Here is a 17,477-nt window from a genome sequence, read left to right as displayed (position 1 = left end):
TCTCCCGATTTATTGAATGAACCAGCGCCGATCACTAATTCAGCGGCTGGTAGAGGCCGCGTAATATAGCGACTTCACGGGTAAACTGCAAGAACTTCTACTCGACTCACAGAAATAGGCCATGTTCTGCAGCAGTTTAGGATGGAACCCTTTCGTGAGTAGGCACCACCAGTCGCTTTGGCGCGAGCATATGTTCGTCAACAATTTCACCCACACCGATAAACTGGTCTGATGCCTCGCGGATGATCCTCACCTGTCCGTCTGTGACTTCAGTCTCAACACGTACTGGGTTTCCATTTAACACATAAGAGGCAGCCGACTCACCTATCCATACTTTAGGTAATGCCACGACAGCACTATCTATGGGCAACAATAGTTCGTCCAAATAAGCCCCAGGACACTTCGATTCAGCATTAGCCTTGTCGCGCAGTGCTTGGAGTTCATCCATCGTCATCATTTGATCGGTGGGGTAATGAGCAACAGCGGTACGGCGTAGCTCCTGAACGTGGGCCCCACACCCGAGCATTTCACCTAAATCATCCACCAAAGTACGTACATAGGTACCTTTACTGCAATGCACATCCATCGTTAACAGTTCAGCGTCTAGTGACACGATCTCAAACGAATAAATGTCAATGGGACGTGCGGGTCGATCGATGGTAATGCCTTCGCGTGCATACTTATACAGCGGCTTGCCTTCGTGCTTTAAAGCAGAGAACATGGTAGGAGTTTGTAAAATTGGGCCTCGGAAGTGTTCCAGTTCTTGGTCAACCTGAGCCCATGAAACATTCACAGCTCGTTCGCTAATCAATTCACCATCGGCATCCGATGTATCCGTCCGTTGACCTAAACGAGCCACCACTCGATATTTCTTATCCGAATCTAAAAGGTACTGGCTAAATTTAGTGGCTTCCCCCAAACAGACTGGCAGCATGCCAGTTGCAAGCGGATCCAGAGCCCCGGTGTGGCCAGCTTTTTGCGCAAAAAACATGGCCCTGACCTTTTGCAGCACATTATTGCTGCTCATTCCTGTGGGCTTATCGACTAAAACAACACCATCGATTGGACGCCCTTTCCTGCGTCTTCCCATTAAGAATCTTGCTCTTTATCTTTTCGTTTGCGTTCATCTTCAGAAATTGCACCCGATACTACGTTTGACAAACGCATGCCTTCGGTCAATGAACTGTCATAGATAAATTGGAGTTCTGGCGTCAACCGCATTTTGACCTGAGAACCCACTAGGCTGCGAATATAACCCGAGGCATCTTTCAATGCTTCTAGAGCACCTTCAATTTCAGTGGGGTCGTCAAACAAAAATGTGACATATACTTTTGCGTATGCCAGATCTCGTGACACTTCAACATCAGACACGGTCACCATGCCGATACGAGGATCTTTAATTTCGCGTTGAAGGATTAACGCGATCGACTTTTTCACTTGCTGTGAAACACGATCTGTTCTTTTAAATGCTTTTGCCATTTGTATACCGCCTTAAACAAATGTGGGAGCCTAAGGCTCCCACATTCAAGCTATTTGATAACAATAACTTCTACAGTGTGCGAGCCACTTCAACTGTTTCGAATACTTCGATTTGGTCGCCTGCGCGAACATCGTTGTAGTTCTTAACGCCGATACCACACTCCATGCCGTTACGCACTTCTTGCACGTCGTCTTTAAAGCGACGTAGCGATTCAAGTTCGCCTTCGTAAATCACTACATTTTCACGTAGTACACGAATAGGAGCAGAGCGTTTGACAAGGCCTTCTGTCACCATACAACCGGCGATAGCACCAAGTTTAGGCGATTTAAAGACATCACGAACTTCAGCCAAACCGATAATCTCTTGCTTATATTCTGGAGCAAGCATACCCGTCATTGCCAACTTGACTTCATCAATCAAGTTGTAGATCACGCTGTAGTAACGTAAATCCACACTTTCTGACTCAAGCACGCGGCGAGCAGTTGCGTCGGCACGAACGTTAAAGCCAAGAACAATAGCGCTAGACGCTGCTGCAAGTGTTGCATCAGTTTCTGTGATACCACCTACACCAGTACCAATAATCTTCACTTTCACTTCGTCAGTAGAAAGTTTCAACAAGGCATCGGTAATGGCTTCTAGTGAACCTTGAACATCAGCTTTAAGTACGATGTTCAATTCAGAAACATCACCATCTGTCATGTTAGCGAACATGTTCTCAAGTTTAGCTTTCTGCTGGCGAGCCAGTTTCACATCACGGAACTTGCCTTGACGATACAAAGCAACTTCACGAGCTTTACGCTCATCACGAACAGCTGTTGCTTCATCACCCGCAGATGGCACGCCTGACAGGCCTAAAATCTCAACAGGAATTGAAGGGCCGGCAGATTCAATATCGTGACCATTTTCATCGCGCATTGCACGAACGCGGCCATACTCAAGACCACAAAGGATAATATCGCCTTTGTTCAACTGACCTTGTTGTACCAACACTGATGCAACCGGACCACGGCCTTTATCAAGACGAGATTCAATCACGATGCCACTTGCTGGGCCAGAAGCAACCGCTTCAAGCTCCAATACTTCTGAAACAAGCAGAATGCCTTCGAGTAATGCGTCGATGCCTTCGCCAGATTTCGCTGAAACGTGGATGAACTGAACATCTCCGCCCCAATCTTCAGGAATCACATCATGCTGAGCCAGTTCATTCTTAACTCGATCTGGGTCAGCCGCTTCTTTATCTATCTTATTCACAGCAACAACAAGCGGAACACCAGCAGCACGAGCATGCTGAACCGCTTCAACTGTTTGTGGCATTACGCCATCGTCAGCTGCAACAACCAACACCACGATGTCGGTTGCTTTCGCACCACGGGCACGCATGGCGGTAAACGCGGCGTGACCAGGAGTATCCAAGAAGGTAACCATGCCGTTTTCAGTTTCAACATGATACGCACCGATATGCTGGGTAATACCGCCAGCTTCGCCGTCAGCAACCTTAGCTTCGCGGATTCGGTCAAGTAGCGATGTTTTACCATGGTCAACGTGCCCCATGATAGTTACAACTGGCGCGCGGCCTGTTGTTTCGCCTTGAGCTTCCGCTTCAGCCAAAATGGTTTCTTCCAACTGATTCTCTTTGACAAGAACAGTTTTGTGACCCATTTCTTCAGCAACGAGTTGTGCGGTTTCTTGATCAATCACTTGGTTGATCGTCACCATCACTCCCATCTTCATCATTGCTTTAATCACTTCAGTGCCTTTTACAGCCATTTTAGAAGCTAATTCAGCAACCGAAATAGTCTCGCCAATGCGAACTTCACGTTCTACAGGCTGAGCTGGCTTATTGAAACCGTGCTGCAATGAAGAACCGCTCTTGTTTGCGTTGCGTCCACGACGACCAGCATTGCGGTTCGGGCGATCTTGGCCTTTCTTTTTCTTCGGACGGCGACGACGAGTTTCGTCGGCACGGTCTTGTTGATCTTCGGCTTCTTGAGCATAACGAGAGCTCGTTAAGTGAACGTCTTGCTCCAGCGCTGCTTTTTGCTTCGCTTCTTGCTCAGCCCAACGTGCAGCGTTTTCTTCAGCGAGTTTGCGTGCTTCTTCAGCTTGCTTTTTCGCTTCTTCTTCCGCTTTACGCGCAGCTTCTTCTTCTTGCTTCGCTTTAATAGCCTCAGCTTCTAAACGAGCAGCTTCGCGAGCTTTGTTTTCTTCTTCGCGTTTTGCTTTGGCTTCTGGAGTCATCGACTCTTCTTCCAATCTGCGTTTAGCTTCATCTTTGCGATGCGCTTCTTCAGCTTCGGCTTTTGCTTTGGCTTTGGCTTCCGCGTCGGCTTTCGCCTTAGCTGCTGCTTTCGCTTCTGCTTCAGCTTTGGCTTTAGCGTCAGCTTCAGCTTGAGCTTTTTCCTGCGCGATGCGTTGCGCTTGCTCTTCAGCTTCTTTTTGCGCTTGTTCTGCTTCAGGGTCACGCTTAACGTAAGTACGCTTCTTGCGGACTTCAACCGTCACTTTTTTATTTTTTCCTTCAGAACCAGTGACTTCCAAAGTGCTTTTGGTCTTACGACGTAAAGTCATACGTTTTGGTGCTGCATCACCCTCACCGCCATGTTGGCGATTCAAGTGAGTCAACAATGTTTGCTTTTCTTCTTCGGTGACCATGTCACCAGCTTTCTTTGTGATACCAGCCTCTTTGAACTGCTCTACGAGACGTTCTTCGCTAGTACCCACATCGGTGGCGAGCTTATTGATAGTTACTTCTGACATGCTTCGCTACTCTCCCGTTAAATCTGCATTATGCTTCGTCGCTGAACCAACAAATCTGGCGTGCTGCCATGATGAGTTCACCAGCAGAGGTTTCATCTAAATCTTCGATTCCGGAGATATCGTCAACTCCCTGCTCTGCAAGATCTTCAAGCGTCACCACTCCACGGCTGGCGAGTTTAAATGCCAACTGACGCTCCATGCCTTCGAGGTTCAGCAAATCATCTGCAGGTTCATTCTTATCTAGTGATTCTTCGTTAGCTAATGCTTTGGTTGTCAATGCAGCTTTTGCACGATCACGCAGCTCTTCAACGAGTTCTTCATCCAGTTCTTCTATTTCCAGCAGCTCATTAACAGGTACATACGCAATCTCTTCGAGAGTGGAGAAACCTTCGTCAACTAGCAAACCGGCAAATTCTTCATCAATCCCCAACGAATCCGTTAGAGCGTCAACAAACTTTTGGGACTCAGCTTTATGCTTCTTGTCCATATCTTCTTGGGTCATCACGTTCAGTTCCCATTCAGTCAATTGACTGGCAAGACGAACGTTTTGACCATTACGACCAATCGCTTGCGCTAAATTGCTCGCTTCTACTGCGATATCGATAGAGCCTGCGTCTTCGTCCACAATAATGGACGCGACATCGGCTGGCGCCATCGCATTAATCACAAACTGTGCAAGATTGTCATCGTATAAAACAATATCGATGCGCTCTCCGCCAAGTTCACCCGAAACGGCTTGTACACGTGAACCACGCATGCCCACGCATGCTCCTACGGGGTCAATGCGGCGATCGTTGGTTTTAACAGCAATCTTTGCACGACTTCCTGGATCACGAGCGGCGCCCATTAGTTCAATCATTTCTTCGCCAATTTCTGGCACTTCAATGCGGAATAATTCAATTAGCATTTCCGGCTTGGTACGAGAAATGAACAGTTGAGCACCACGAGCTTCAGGGTCAACCTTATGCAAAAGTCCACGAACTCGGTCACCCGGGCGAAATGATTCACGCGGCAACATATCTTCGCGGTACATGATCGCTTCCGCATTGTTGCCTAGATCTAGGATAACACTGTCGCGATTCACTTTCTTAACCGTACTGGTTAAAATTTCGCCTTCTTGGTCGGCAAACTGCTCCACAATCTGCTGACGCTCGGCTTCTCGAACCTTTTGAACGATCACTTGCTTCGCTGTTTGCGTGGTGATTCGGTCGAATACGATTGAATCAATCGTTTCTTCTACATAATCACCCACGTTTAATTCTTCGTTTTCCCAAAGCGCACGCGCTACTTCTAGCGTGTATTCTTTTGTTGGGAATTCCATTTGCTCATCATCGGCAATAATTAACCAACGACGAAACGTTTCGAATTCGCCTGTTTTACGGTCAATATCAATCCGAACTTCGATATCAGCTGCGTTCTTTTTCTTGGTCGCTGTAGCCAGGGCAAATTCGAGTGCTTCGAAAATTTTCTCTTCCGGCACTGCTTTTTCATTAGAAACTGCATCTACAACTTGCAGGATTTCTTTATTGTTCATGTGTTGGACCTCTTCCTAACCGCGCCAGTTAAAACTTTGCAACCAAATGAGCGCGCTCAATATTATCAAACATCAGCTCAACCTCGTGCTTCGTCGTCACAATGGTAATCATACCGTTATCGACTGCTTGCAAGGTTCCCTGGAATTTACGCTGACCAAACTGAGGCAGCCGCGTTTTAATTTTCAGCCCGTGACCAATATAGGCCTCGTACTGTGAAACTGTGTAGAGTGGACGTTCCATTCCCGGAGACGATACTTCCAAATAATATTCTTTGGAAATTGGATCTTCAACGTCCAGTACGGCACTGATTTGACGACTGCAGTCAGCACAGTTATCAACTGACACACCATCTTCGTGGTCAATATAAACCCGCAAGGTTGAATGACTGCCCGCACGGACAAATTCAAGCCCCCACAACTCAAAACCAATTGCCGAAACAGCAGGCTCAAGCATGTCTGTTAAACGTTTTTCCAACGACGCCATATAACTCCCGGAAACAAAAAAAGGGCTCAAAGGCCCCAGTCTGGTTTCTGCCTGTGACAAAAACCCACATAGCAAAAAGCCCCATTAGGTACGGGGCTTAAAGCTGCTTTACCCTGTCCTGCAAGACCTAAGTCTTGACTGGAGGATTGGTTGCGGGAGCCGGATTTGAACCGACGACCTTCGGGTTATGAGCCCGACGAGCTACCAGACTGCTCCATCCCGCGGTAACTGCATCAAATTGTACTTGATTTACTATAATGTATTCAAGCGTTCAACTTGTTATAAATTGGTGCCGAGAGCGGGACTTGAACCCGCACGCCCTTTCGAGCACTACCCCCTCAAGATAGCGTGTCTACCAATTCCACCACCTCGGCTAAAACTTAATTTGGAATATCACTTTCCGGTGCGGTCGCTGGAACTTCTTGTTCTTCAACAATTGTTACTGCGTCGTCTGCCAGGTTTTCCCATTCCTGACTTTGCTTTACTCGTTCGTTGGTAAGGTTACCAATCACCAAGCTCAGCACAAAAAATACGGTTGCTAATAAAGCTGTGGTACGAGTAAGAAAGTTACCAGAACCAGAAGATCCGAACAAACTCGCTGATGCGCCGCCGCCTGCACCAAACGATGCGCCCATATCAGCACCTTTACCTTGCTGTATAAGGACCAATCCAATGATTGCTAGGGCTACCAGCAGATAAACAATGATAATTAGTTCGTACATGGTTTTACTCTGTCTTTACCAGTACAGATGTACTGACTTATCTCTTATCAAGCCCACCAGCTTCAGGGCGGGCGAGATAGTATCTAACCTGTTGCCAACTTACAAGTGTAAATTAGAGGTTTTCTTCATCAAAAAGATCAACCGGTTATTCGCTAGCCAATTTCACTTGCTCTGCAATTAATTCGGCACTTTTTTGTACTAATTCGTGGTTATCGCCCTCTACCATCACTCGGAGTAACGGCTCAGTTCCTGATTTACGAAGCAGCACACGCCCGGTTCGCCCCAGCTTTTGTTCAGCATCAATCACGGCTTGTTTCACTGAATCAGCATTAAGCGGATCGGAACCTTCAGTAAAGCGCACGTTAATCAATACTTGCGGGTATTTTTCCATACCGCGGGCAAGTTCGTTGAGCGTCAACTCGGAGTTAAAGGAGGCATTGAGCACTTGTAGCGCCGCAACGATACCATCACCGGTAGTCGTTCGGTCAAGACAAATGATATGGCCTGAGCCTTCGCCGCCAAACATCCAACCTTTTTCTTTGAGCATTTCCATCACATATCGGTCACCCACTTTAGAGCGAACAAATGGAATACCTAAAATACCCAAAGCGATCTCCATTCCCAAGTTAGTCATTTGAGTGCCCACTACCCCGCCTTTCAAGCGGCCGTTGCGCATGGCATCGCGAGCAATGATAAAGATCAGTTGGTCACCGTCGAGCACTTCGCCCGTGTGATCAACCATGATACAACGGTCACCATCGCCATCTAGCGCAATACCAACATCCGCCCCTTCGGCTAATACAGTGTCAACTAATTGCTGAGTATCCGTTGCACCGCATTTGTCATTAATATTGATGCCATTCGGATTCACACCAATGGCAACCACTTCGGCACCCAGTTCACGGAATACAGATGGTGCGATGTCATAGGTTGCACCGTTCGCACAATCCACAACAATTTTCATGCCTTGTAAGTTCATTTCTTGAGACACTGTACTTTTACAGAACTCAATATAACGCCCTGCCGCATCGTCAATTCGGACCGCTTTGCCCAATGCTGCGTTGTCAACACAGGTCAGTTGCTTGTCAATTTCAGCTTCGATGGCAAGTTCGATTTCATCATCGAGCTTGGTGCCATCGGCAGAGAAGAATTTAATACCGTTGTCGTAATATGGATTGTGGGATGCACTCAATACAATGCCCGCTTCAGCGCGGAATGTTCGCGTTAAGTATGCAACTGCTGGAGTTGGCATTGGCCCCATTAAATTAGCTTTTAAGCCTGCAGCGGCAAGGCCTGCTTCGAGCGCAGCTTCAAGCATATAGTTCGAAATACGCGTGTCTTTGCCAATCAGTACATTTTTAGTGCCCTGCTTTGACAAGACGCGACCGGCAGCCCAGCCCAGTTTCAACATGAATTCTGGCGTAATCGCCCCTTGGCCTACTCGACCGCGAATTCCGTCGGTTCCAAAATATTTACGTTCAGTCATTTTTGCTTTTCCTTAATGGCCTTCCATACACGGAGACTATCGACTGTTTCACGCACATCATGCACGCGAAAAATGGTTGCCCCCTGCTCCACACTCACCATCACGCCTGCAAGGCTTGCGGCTAAACGCTCGCTTACATCGCGATTCAGTAGGTGCCCAAACATCGACTTACGCGAGAGCCCAATCAAGATTGGGTAGTCGTGTTTCAATAGTTCGGACGTGTGTGCAAGTAAAGTTATATTGTGGTCGAGAGTTTTACCAAAACCAAAGCCTGGGTCAAGAATTATCAGGTCTTTCGGTATACCCGCAGCTAAACACGCCTCAACACGTTGTAGTAGAAATTTTTCGACATCCGCAATGACATTGTCATACTGCGGATTGTGCTGCATGGTTCGCGGCGAACCTTGCATGTGCATCAAACACACAGGCACTTTCAATTGTGCCGCCACATCCACCGCTCCGGCAGCTTGCAGCGCCATCACGTCATTGATCATGTTGGCGCCTACATTCACGGCCTCCAACATCACTTTGGTTTTCACCGTATCAATGGATATGGGAATATCAAAATTAGCTCGAATCGCTTCTATCACCGGTATGACCCGATCTAACTCTTGTTGCTCAAGCACATCATCGGCACCCGGACGTGTAGATTCGCCACCAATATCAATAATGGTCGCTCCGTCTTTGACCATTTGTTCTGCTTGTGCCAAAGCATTATCAATGGAATTAAACGAACCTCCGTCTGAAAAGGAATCAGGGGTGACGTTTAGAATTCCCATTACTTGAATCTTCGAGAAGTCGATTTTGGTTTGTGTCGTATCAGACATAAAGCACTCAATACCTGAATCGTGGTAGTGACTATATTTGAGCTAACAAAAAGCCCCGATAACGGGGCTTTTTTCAATCACTTGAGAAGGTTATTTCGCTGGAGCATCTTCTGCTGAGCCTGCATCTTTGTCGTCGTTTTTGTTGACATCCATCTTAGTGGTGTCATCGCCTGACGAACCTGAATTGGCAGAATCATCATTCGACCAGTCTGCTGGGGGACGAACATCGCGACGCGCCATCAAATCATCAATTTGCAGCGCATCAATGGTTTCGTACTTCATCAATGCTTCTTTCATGGTATGAAGAATATCAATGTTCTCTTTTAGAATGGTCAATGAACGCTGATAGTTACGATCAATCAAGAGTTTGATTTCTTCATCAATCGCTCGCGCCGTTTCATCGGACATGTGCTTAGTTTTTGAAGCTGTACGCCCCAAGAATACTTCGCCTTCTTCATCAGCATAAAGCAGTGGTCCCATCTTGTCAGATAGACCCCATTGAGTCACCATTTTGCGAGCAATGTCAGTGGCACGTTCAATGTCGTTCGACGCTCCTGTCGTCACCATGTCATCGCCATAAATGACGGCTTCTGCAATTCGGCCACCAAACAAGCTCGAAATCATGCTTTCTAAGTGCTGCTTAGAGTGGCTCACTCGGTCACGCTCAGGCAGATACATTGTCACACCCAACGCTCGCCCGCGTGGGATGATCGAAACCTTATACACGGGATCATGCTCGGGAACGATACGCCCCACAATGGCATGGCCCGCTTCGTGGTAGGCCGTCATCTCTTTTTCAGACTCAGTCATCACCATCGACTTGCGCTCTGCGCCCATCATGATTTTGTCTTTCGCCTTTTCGAACTGTTCCATGGCAACTTTACGCTTGCCACCGCGAGCAGCAAATAAAGCGGCTTCGTTCACAAGGTTCGATAGATCGGCACCGGAGAAACCTGGAGTACCACGCGCAATAACAGCAGCATTCACATCGTCGCCAATGGGCACTTTGCGCATGTGTACTTTAAGAATTTGTTCACGACCACGAACGTCAGGTAAACCCACTACAACTTGACGGTCGAAACGACCTGGGCGCAAGAGTGCAGGGTCGAGCACGTCAGGACGGTTGGTTGCAGCAATCACAATAATACCTTCATTGCCTTCAAAGCCGTCCATTTCAACCAGCATTTGGTTCAACGTTTGTTCACGTTCGTCGTGACCACCGCCTAAACCTGCGCCACGCTGACGACCGACTGCATCGATTTCATCAATAAAGACAATACACGGTGCTGCTTTCTTCGCTTGTTCAAACATGTCGCGAACACGTGAAGCGCCGACACCTACAAACATTTCAACGAAGTCTGAACCTGAAATGGTAAAGAATGGCACTTTAGCTTCACCTGCAATAGCTCGTGCAAGCAAGGTTTTACCTGTACCTGGTTGGCCAACCATCAAAATACCAGTCGGTATCTTACCGCCTAGCTTTTGGAAGCGAGTTGGGTCTTTCAAGTAGTCAACGAGTTCGCCAACTTCTTCTTTGGCTTCATCTACACCCGCAACATCTGCAAATGTAGTTTTAATTTGATCTTCGCCCATCAGGCGAGCTTTGCTCTTGCCAAACGACATCGCACCTTTACCGCCGCCGCCTTGCATTTGACGCATGAAGAATATCCATACACCGATGAGCAGTAACATTGGGAACCAAGAAATAAAGATTTGAGAGATAAAGCTCGGCTCTTCAGGTTTCTTACCGAAAGTTTTGACGTTTTGCTTTACCAAGTCGTTCATTAAATCGCGATCATAGAATGGCATGATCGTTTCGAACGGCTCTCCGCTGCGGCGAACACCACTAATGGTCTGGTTATCAATTGTGACTTCACGAATATCGCCACGACGCACATCCTGCACGAAACCGGTGTAATCCATCTGCCCTTTGGCCGACTCACCGGGTGAAAAACTTTGGAACACCGACATCAACACCACTGCGATGACTAACCAAAGTATTAGATTTTTCACCATATCACTCAAAGGAGTTTTCCTCTCTCAGCTTTTTTATTCTGTTTACAGCAATCTTTCTTACTGAAGATTACCTTAGTTTGTAACCGGTCGCTACTATGAACACTTCTCTTGAACGTGCTCTAGAAGAATCTGGTTTACGTATTCGAACGGTTTTGAATGCTTTTCTAATATCATCTAAGTAATCATCAAAACCTTCACCTTGAAAAACTTTGACCGCAAAATTTCCATTTGGTGCCAATACCTGATGGCACATGTCTAGTGCAAGCTCAACCAAATACATACGTCGAGGCTGATCAACACTGGGGTTACCGGCCATATTAGGAGCCATGTCCGATAACACAACATCGACTTTGGAATCACCAACGCGTTTGAGTAATGCATTGAGTACTGCTTCTTCTTGAAAGTCGCCTTTCAAAAATTCAACACCCGCAATGGAATCCATGTCTAAGATATCGCAGGCAATCACTCGCCCACTCTGTCCTACTTGCGTCACACAGAATTGAGACCAACCGCCAGGCGCAGCACCTAAATCAACCACGGTGTTACCGGAGCGGATAATTTTGTCTTTTTTCTGTATTTCGTCGAGCTTAAATACAGCACGTGAACGAAGTCCTTGTTTTTGAGCTTCTTTCACGTATTTGTCTTCAAAATGTTCTTGCAACCAACGTGTACTGCTCGAACTTCGTTTTTTGCCACTCATGGGTAATTTCGATCTTTAGTTACCAGTATTCCCTCACATGGAGGTAAACTAGGGGGAATTCAAGTCATTTCAAAAAGAAACTTAATGATGCAACTGAGCAACAAACAAAAAAACTTCCTCAAAGCCCAAGCACATCCACTAAAACCAGTGGTATTGCTCGGCAATAATGGCCTCACTGAAGGCGTCATTGCCGAAATTGAAATAGCGCTTGATCACCACGAACTTATCAAAGTGAAAGTTTTGGGCGAAGACCGAGAAGAGCGGCAGGCTATTTGTGATGCAATCGTACGAGAAACTGGATGTTTGCTGGTTCAGATCATTGGTAAAACAGCCGTGTTGTTCATGAATAAACCTGACGGCGTAATAACATTACCCAAAGCCTAATGTTTGAAAGATTCGCATTGATAAAAAACCGGCATTGCCGGTTTTTTATGCTAGATATCGGTACTACTTATATTCAACCGACAACACTTCAAACTCAACGTCGCCACCGGGTGTAGACACGACGAGTTCGTCGCCTTCCATTTTACCGATGAGTCCTCGAGCAATAGGGCTATTCACGGAAATTAAGTTTTGTTTGAGATCGGCTTCATCGTCTCCCACAATCCGATAGGTCACTTCAGCATCAGTGCTAAGGTTTAACAATAGGACGGTGGTACCAAAAATAATTTTACCCGTATTTTCCATTTTACTTACGTCAATCACTTGGGCGTTTGAAAGCTTCGCTTCAATTTCTTGAATACGGCCTTCACAGAATCCCTGCTGCTCACGCGCAGCATGGTATTCAGCATTTTCTTTTAAATCGCCGTGCTCGCGCGCATCTGCAATTGCTTGGATGATCGTTGGACGACGAGTTCCCTTTAGATACTCAAGTTCTTCACGCAGGCTCTCTGCGCCATGCACAGTCATTGGAATTTTCATTCGATGAATTACCACACTTAATCGGTTAATCAGTTAATCAGTTGGCAAAAAAAACCGCCTCTTAGTCGGCTAAGAGACGGTTCTGAATCAGCCTAGCCGAACATTCTAATACGAATTTCCGGTCAGGTCATCTTGAGTTTGATTAACTCTCTATTTGCTCATGCAACTCTTGCACAGAACGAACGTGTTCACTCGGATCAGCAGAGTGGGCCATGCAGGCAGCAAATGCACCATTCAATGTTGTGGTGTAATTCACTTTATGCTGCAATGCCCCGCGACGAAGTACTTTAGAATCTTCAATCGCTTGACGACCTTCAGTGGTATTCACAATGTATGAATATTCGCTGTTCTTAATACGGTCGAGAATGTGAGGACGGCCTTCTTGAACCTTATTCACCGCTCGAACTTCAATACCAGCTTGAGCCAAAATAGTCGCGGTTCCGCGTGTTGCGTCCAACTCATACCCCAGGGCAATTAACTGCTTTGCCAGTTCTGCAACGCGTTTTTTATCACCAGGGCGAACAGACAATAAAGCACGGCCTTGTTTCGGTACATCTTTGACCGAGCCTAACTGAGCTTTTGAATATGCTTCAGCAAACGTTTCGCCAACCCCCATCACTTCACCTGTAGAGCGCATTTCTGGACCAAGAATTGGGTCAACACCCAAGAACTTGTTGAATGGCAATACAACTTCCTTGACCGAATAGTACGGAGGAATAATCTCTTCAGTGACACCTTGCTCAGCAAGAGAGCGGCCAGCCATAACACGAGCAGCAACTTTCGCCAGCGGAATACCTGTCGCTTTTGATACGAAAGGCACAGTTCGCGCAGCACGAGGGTTTACTTCGATTAAGTAAACTTCGTTGTCTTTAATCGCAAACTGAGTGTTCATCAGGCCAATCACGCCCAACTCAAATGCGAGTTTGGAGACTTGTTCGCGCAACACCGCTTGAATGTCAGCACCCAAGGTATACGGAGGCAATGAACATGCTGAGTCACCTGAGTGAACGCCGGCTTGTTCGATGTGCTCCATGATGCCGCCAATGACAACTTGCTCGCCATCGCAAATCGCATCGATATCCACTTCAATCGCATCATCTAAGAAACGATCAAGCAATACTGGAGATTCATTTGAAACGGATACAGCCTCAGTGAAGTAACGACGCAAATCGATTTCGTCGTATACAATTTCCATTGCTCGACCACCGAGTACGTACGAAGGACGAACAACCAACGGATAGCCAATACGCTCAGCATCGCGTACCGCATCTTCCATCGTTGTTACTGTTGAGTTTTCAGGCTGTTTCAAGCCTAAACGCTCTACCGCTTGTTGGAAACGTTCACGGTCTTCTGCACGGTCAATTGCATCTGGGCTCGTTCCAATCACCGGAACACCAGCGGCTTCTAGCGCACGCGCAAGTTTCAGAGGTGTTTGTCCACCGTATTGGACGATTACGCCTTTTGGCTTTTCAACACGCACAATTTCAAGCACGTCTTCAAGCGTTACAGGTTCAAAATATAAGCGATCTGAAGTGTCGTAGTCAGTTGATACTGTTTCTGGATTACAGTTCACCATGATGGTTTCGTAACCGTCTTCGCGCATTGCTAACGCAGCGTGAACACAACAGTAATCAAATTCGATTCCTTGACCAATACGATTTGGACCGCCGCCAAGAACCATGATCTTATCTTTATCAGACGCATTCGCTTCGCACTCTTCATCATAAGAAGAGTACATGTATGCCGTGCTAGTAGAAAATTCTGCAGCACAGGTATCTACACGTTTGTAAACCGGCACAATGCCTTGCTTATGACGCAGCTTACGCACTTCTTTTTCTGACACGCCAAGCAATACAGCCAAGCGAGCGTCAGCAAAACCTTTACGTTTTAGCTGACGCAGTAACTCAGCATTCAGACCCGATAGACCCGCTTCTGCGACTTGGGTTTCCAGTTCGATGATTTCGAAGATTTGTACCAAGTACCAACGGTCAACCTTGGTCAATTCGAACACGTCATCAACGGTGAAACCATGGCGGAATGCATCAGCGATGTACCAAATACGCTCGGCACCTGCTTCTTTTAATTCATGCGTAATCGTGGCTTTTGCATCGGGATCATCCAACGCAACAATAGGGTCAAATCCATTGGCACCCACTTCAAGACCACGCAATGCTTTTTGCAACGACTCTTGCTGGTTGCGGCCGATGGCCATAACTTCACCAACAGACTTCATTTGAGTGGTGAGACGATCATTCGCTCCGGCAAACTTTTCAAAGTTAAAGCGAGGAATCTTAGTCACAACGTAGTCAATTGCAGGTTCAAACGACGCAGGAGTCGCACCACCTGTAATATCATTTGCCAATTCATCCAGCGTGTAACCCACAGCAAGCTTTGCCGCGATTTTCGCAATCGGGAAGCCCGTTGCTTTCGAAGCCAGCGCTGAAGAGCGACTTACACGTGGGTTCATTTCAATGATGACCATGCGACCATCCGCAGGGTTCACACCAAATTGAACATTTGAACCGCCGGTTTCAACACCAATCTCACGCAAAACCGCCATCGAGGCATTTCGCATAATTTGGTATTCTTTATCCGTTAGAGTTTGTGCTGGAGCCACCGTGATTGAATCACCGGTGTGAACGCCCATCGGGTCAAAGTTCTCAATTGCACAGACGATAATGCAGTTGTCGTTCTTGTCACGAACAACTTCCATTTCGTACTCTTTCCAACCGATAAGCGACTCATCGATCAGTAATTCATTGGTGGGGCTCAAGTCGAGTCCACGCGTACAGATTTCATCAAATTCTTCGATGTTGTATGCGATACCACCACCTGTACCACCCATCGTAAATGACGGACGAATAATACAAGGGAAACCAATGCGGCTTAATACATCGTGAGCTTCTTCGTTACTATGCGCGATTTCAGCATTTGGTGTTTCTAAACCGATGGACTTCATCGCTTTATCGAAGCGATTACGGTCTTCGGCTTTATCAATGGCATCAGCAGTTGCACCGATCATGGTGACGTTGAATTTTTCCAACACGCCATGACGGTCCAAGTCGAGCGCACAGTTCAATGCAGTTTGGCCACCCATAGTCGGGAGCACTGCATCTGGCCGCTCTTTTTCGATAATTTTAGCAACAACCTCCCAGGCAATGGGTTCGATGTATGTTGCATCGGCCATCTCTGGGTCAGTCATAATAGTTGCTGGGTTCGAGTTCACGAGTACCACGCGGTACCCCTCTTCTCGCAAAGCTTTACACGCTTGTGCGCCAGAGTAATCGAACTCACAGGCTTGGCCGATGACAATCGGGCCAGCGCCTAAAATAAGAATACTTTTGATATCAGTGCGTTTTGGCATGATTCAGAATCTCGCTGCAGTTCTCAGGCACGCGCCTGCATCAAATCAATAAAATGGTCGAACAAAGGTGCTGCATCGTGTGGGCCGGGGCTTGCTTCAGGGTGTCCCTGGAAGCTAAACGCAGGCTTATCAGTGCGATGAATACCTTGTAAAGAACCATCAAACAGAGACTTATGAGTGGTGCGAAGTGTTGCAGGCAACGTATCTTCGTCTACTGCAAAACCGTGGTTTTGTGCAGTAATCATCACAACATCTCGGTCAAGATCTTTCACCGGATGGTTTGCTCCGTGGTGACCAAACTTCATTTTCACAGTGCTTGCACCGCTCGCAAGCGCCAGAAGTTGATGACCCAGACAAATTCCAAAAATAGGAATATCTTTTTCGAGGAATGTTTGAATCGCAGCAATGGCGTAATCGCACGGTTCAGGGTCGCCTGGGCCGTTCGATAGAAAGATCCCATCGGGGTTCAATGCCAACACTTCTTCAGCAGGAGTTTCAGCTGGAACAACCGTTAAACGACAACCGCGTTCAACTAACATGCGCAAAATATTGCGTTTGGCACCAAAATCGTATGCTACAACGTGAAACTTCTCGTTATCGCCGAGTTCACTAAAACCCTTTCCAAGCTCCCAAGTGCTGTCCGTCCAGGAGTAAACGTCAGAAGTAGTCACTTCTTTCGCTAAGTCCATGCCTTTCAAACCTGGAAAACCTTGAGCTTCAGCAAGCGCGTATGCTTCATCGAGCGAGTCGCCTGCAACAATACAACCTGATTGAGCGCCTTTTTCGCGCAGAATGCGGGTGAGTTTGCGAGTATCGATGTCACAAATACCCACAACATTTCGTTTGCTCAGGTACTCGCTAAGAGTTTCTTCGCTTCGGAAGTTGCTCGCAATAATCGGTAAGTCTCGAATAACAAGCCCCTTTGCCCAGATGGCATTGGATTCTTCGTCTTCCGAGTTTGTACCTGTATTACCGATGTGCGGGTACGTTAGGGTGACAATTTGACGTGCATAAGATGGATCTGTAAGAATTTCTTGATAGCCGGTCATTGAAGTGTTGAAAACGACTTCACCGGTTGCAGTACCGTTCGCGCCAATTGATGTGCCGCGAAAAATAGTACCGTCTTCGAGTACCAAGAGGGCAGCCTTAGTCAAGATAACCTCCACTGGTTGTGGTCAGCTGTTAA

Annotated in this window: 14 protein-coding genes and 2 tRNA genes; 1 reads left to right on the top strand and 15 read right to left on the bottom strand. The window is 47.0% G+C overall.

What is annotated here, in order from left to right; translation table 11 throughout:
- Positions 1-136: 136 nt before the first annotated feature.
- The 12 genes from truB to rlmE form a co-directional block, all read right to left on the bottom strand.
- Complete coding sequence (gene truB, locus NAF29_RS08355) at positions 137-1,090, bottom strand: tRNA pseudouridine(55) synthase TruB (RefSeq protein ID WP_251261118.1); 954 nt, start codon at positions 1,088-1,090, stop codon at positions 137-139.
- Positions 1,090-1,479 (bottom strand): 30S ribosome-binding factor RbfA, encoded by a 390-nt coding sequence (gene rbfA / locus NAF29_RS08350; protein ID WP_251261117.1) that lies wholly within the window; start codon positions 1,477-1,479, stop codon positions 1,090-1,092. The genes truB and rbfA overlap by 1 nt, the downstream gene beginning before the upstream one ends.
- Before the next feature lie 70 nt (positions 1,480-1,549).
- Positions 1,550-4,237, bottom strand: coding sequence for a translation initiation factor IF-2 (gene infB / locus NAF29_RS08345; RefSeq protein WP_251261116.1), 2,688 nt, complete (start codon positions 4,235-4,237; stop codon positions 1,550-1,552).
- 28 nt (positions 4,238-4,265) lie between these two features.
- On the bottom strand, positions 4,266-5,771 hold the full coding sequence (gene nusA / locus NAF29_RS08340) for a transcription termination factor NusA (RefSeq protein WP_251261115.1): 1,506 nt from the start codon (positions 5,769-5,771) through the stop codon (positions 4,266-4,268).
- Between the two features lie 28 nt (positions 5,772-5,799).
- A complete protein-coding gene (rimP, locus tag NAF29_RS08335; protein WP_251261114.1) occupies positions 5,800-6,255 on the bottom strand; it encodes a ribosome maturation factor RimP in 456 nt (151 codons plus the stop codon).
- Between the two features lie 147 nt (positions 6,256-6,402).
- A tRNA-Met gene (locus NAF29_RS08330) sits at positions 6,403-6,479 on the bottom strand.
- Between the two features lie 63 nt (positions 6,480-6,542).
- Positions 6,543-6,629, bottom strand: a tRNA-Leu gene (locus tag NAF29_RS08325).
- Between the two features lie 6 nt (positions 6,630-6,635).
- Positions 6,636-6,977 (bottom strand): preprotein translocase subunit SecG, encoded by a 342-nt coding sequence (gene secG, locus NAF29_RS08320; protein ID WP_251261113.1) that lies wholly within the window; start codon positions 6,975-6,977, stop codon positions 6,636-6,638.
- 145 nt (positions 6,978-7,122) lie between these two features.
- The gene (gene glmM / locus NAF29_RS08315) at positions 7,123-8,463 is read right to left on the bottom strand and encodes a phosphoglucosamine mutase (protein WP_251261112.1); all 1,341 of its coding nucleotides are present in this window, start codon (positions 8,461-8,463) and stop codon (positions 7,123-7,125) included.
- Positions 8,460-9,290, bottom strand: a complete 831-nt coding sequence (gene folP, locus NAF29_RS08310; protein ID WP_251261111.1) for a dihydropteroate synthase — start codon at positions 9,288-9,290, stop codon at positions 8,460-8,462. Before folP ends, glmM begins: the two co-directional genes overlap by 4 nt.
- Before the next feature lie 90 nt (positions 9,291-9,380).
- Positions 9,381-11,315 (bottom strand): ATP-dependent zinc metalloprotease FtsH, encoded by a 1,935-nt coding sequence (ftsH, locus tag NAF29_RS08305; protein ID WP_285817682.1) that lies wholly within the window; start codon positions 11,313-11,315, stop codon positions 9,381-9,383.
- Positions 11,316-11,373: 58 nt separating this feature from the next.
- Entirely contained in the window at positions 11,374-12,006 is a 633-nt protein-coding gene (gene rlmE, locus NAF29_RS08300) for a 23S rRNA (uridine(2552)-2'-O)-methyltransferase RlmE (RefSeq protein WP_251261110.1), read from the bottom strand.
- 87 nt (positions 12,007-12,093) lie between these two features.
- Here rlmE and yhbY point away from each other — a divergent pair, with 87 nt between their 5' ends.
- Positions 12,094-12,390, top strand: coding sequence for a ribosome assembly RNA-binding protein YhbY (yhbY, locus tag NAF29_RS08295; RefSeq protein ID WP_251261427.1), 297 nt, complete (start codon positions 12,094-12,096; stop codon positions 12,388-12,390).
- Positions 12,391-12,453: 63 nt separating this feature from the next.
- Here yhbY and greA read toward each other — a convergent pair whose 3' ends face one another.
- The 3 genes from greA to carA all read right to left on the bottom strand — a co-directional run bounded on the left by greA (position 12,454) and on the right by carA (position 17,445).
- The gene (greA, locus tag NAF29_RS08290) at positions 12,454-12,927 is read right to left on the bottom strand and encodes a transcription elongation factor GreA (RefSeq protein WP_251261109.1); all 474 of its coding nucleotides are present in this window, start codon (positions 12,925-12,927) and stop codon (positions 12,454-12,456) included.
- A gap of 142 nt (positions 12,928-13,069) precedes the next feature.
- A complete protein-coding gene (gene carB, locus NAF29_RS08285) occupies positions 13,070-16,291 on the bottom strand; it encodes a carbamoyl-phosphate synthase large subunit (RefSeq protein ID WP_251261108.1) in 3,222 nt (1,073 codons plus the stop codon).
- Between the two features lie 23 nt (positions 16,292-16,314).
- Entirely contained in the window at positions 16,315-17,445 is a 1,131-nt protein-coding gene (gene carA, locus NAF29_RS08280; RefSeq protein WP_251261107.1) for a glutamine-hydrolyzing carbamoyl-phosphate synthase small subunit, read from the bottom strand.
- Positions 17,446-17,477 lie beyond the last annotated feature (32 nt).

The sequence above is a fragment of the Echinimonas agarilytica genome, from assembly GCF_023703465.1.
GTDB classification, from domain to species: Bacteria; Pseudomonadota; Gammaproteobacteria; order Enterobacterales; family Neiellaceae; genus Echinimonas; species Echinimonas agarilytica.
This window is presented reverse-complemented; position numbering and strand designations above follow the sequence as displayed.

Bases quoted from the DNA above. Each gene is read 5' to 3' on its own strand.
- glmM (WP_251261112.1), bottom strand. From the start codon at position 8,463: ATGACTGAACGTAAATATTTTGGAACCGACGGAATTCGCGGTCGAGTA.
- carB (WP_251261108.1), bottom strand. From the start codon at position 16,291: ATGCCAAAACGCACTGATATCAAAAGTATTCTTATTTTAGGCGCTGGC.
- greA (WP_251261109.1), bottom strand. From the start codon at position 12,927: ATGAAAATTCCAATGACTGTGCATGGCGCAGAGAGCCTGCGTGAAGAA.
- rlmE (WP_251261110.1), bottom strand. From the start codon at position 12,006: ATGAGTGGCAAAAAACGAAGTTCGAGCAGTACACGTTGGTTGCAAGAA.
- nusA (WP_251261115.1), bottom strand. From the start codon at position 5,771: ATGAACAATAAAGAAATCCTGCAAGTTGTAGATGCAGTTTCTAATGAA.
- truB (WP_251261118.1), bottom strand. From the start codon at position 1,090: ATGGGAAGACGCAGGAAAGGGCGTCCAATCGATGGTGTTGTTTTAGTC.
- infB (WP_251261116.1), bottom strand. From the start codon at position 4,237: ATGTCAGAAGTAACTATCAATAAGCTCGCCACCGATGTGGGTACTAGC.
- yhbY (WP_251261427.1), top strand. From the start codon at position 12,094: ATGCAACTGAGCAACAAACAAAAAAACTTCCTCAAAGCCCAAGCACAT.
- secG (WP_251261113.1), bottom strand. From the start codon at position 6,977: ATGTACGAACTAATTATCATTGTTTATCTGCTGGTAGCCCTAGCAATC.
- rimP (WP_251261114.1), bottom strand. From the start codon at position 6,255: ATGGCGTCGTTGGAAAAACGTTTAACAGACATGCTTGAGCCTGCTGTT.
- rbfA (WP_251261117.1), bottom strand. From the start codon at position 1,479: ATGGCAAAAGCATTTAAAAGAACAGATCGTGTTTCACAGCAAGTGAAA.
- folP (WP_251261111.1), bottom strand. From the start codon at position 9,290: ATGTCTGATACGACACAAACCAAAATCGACTTCTCGAAGATTCAAGTA.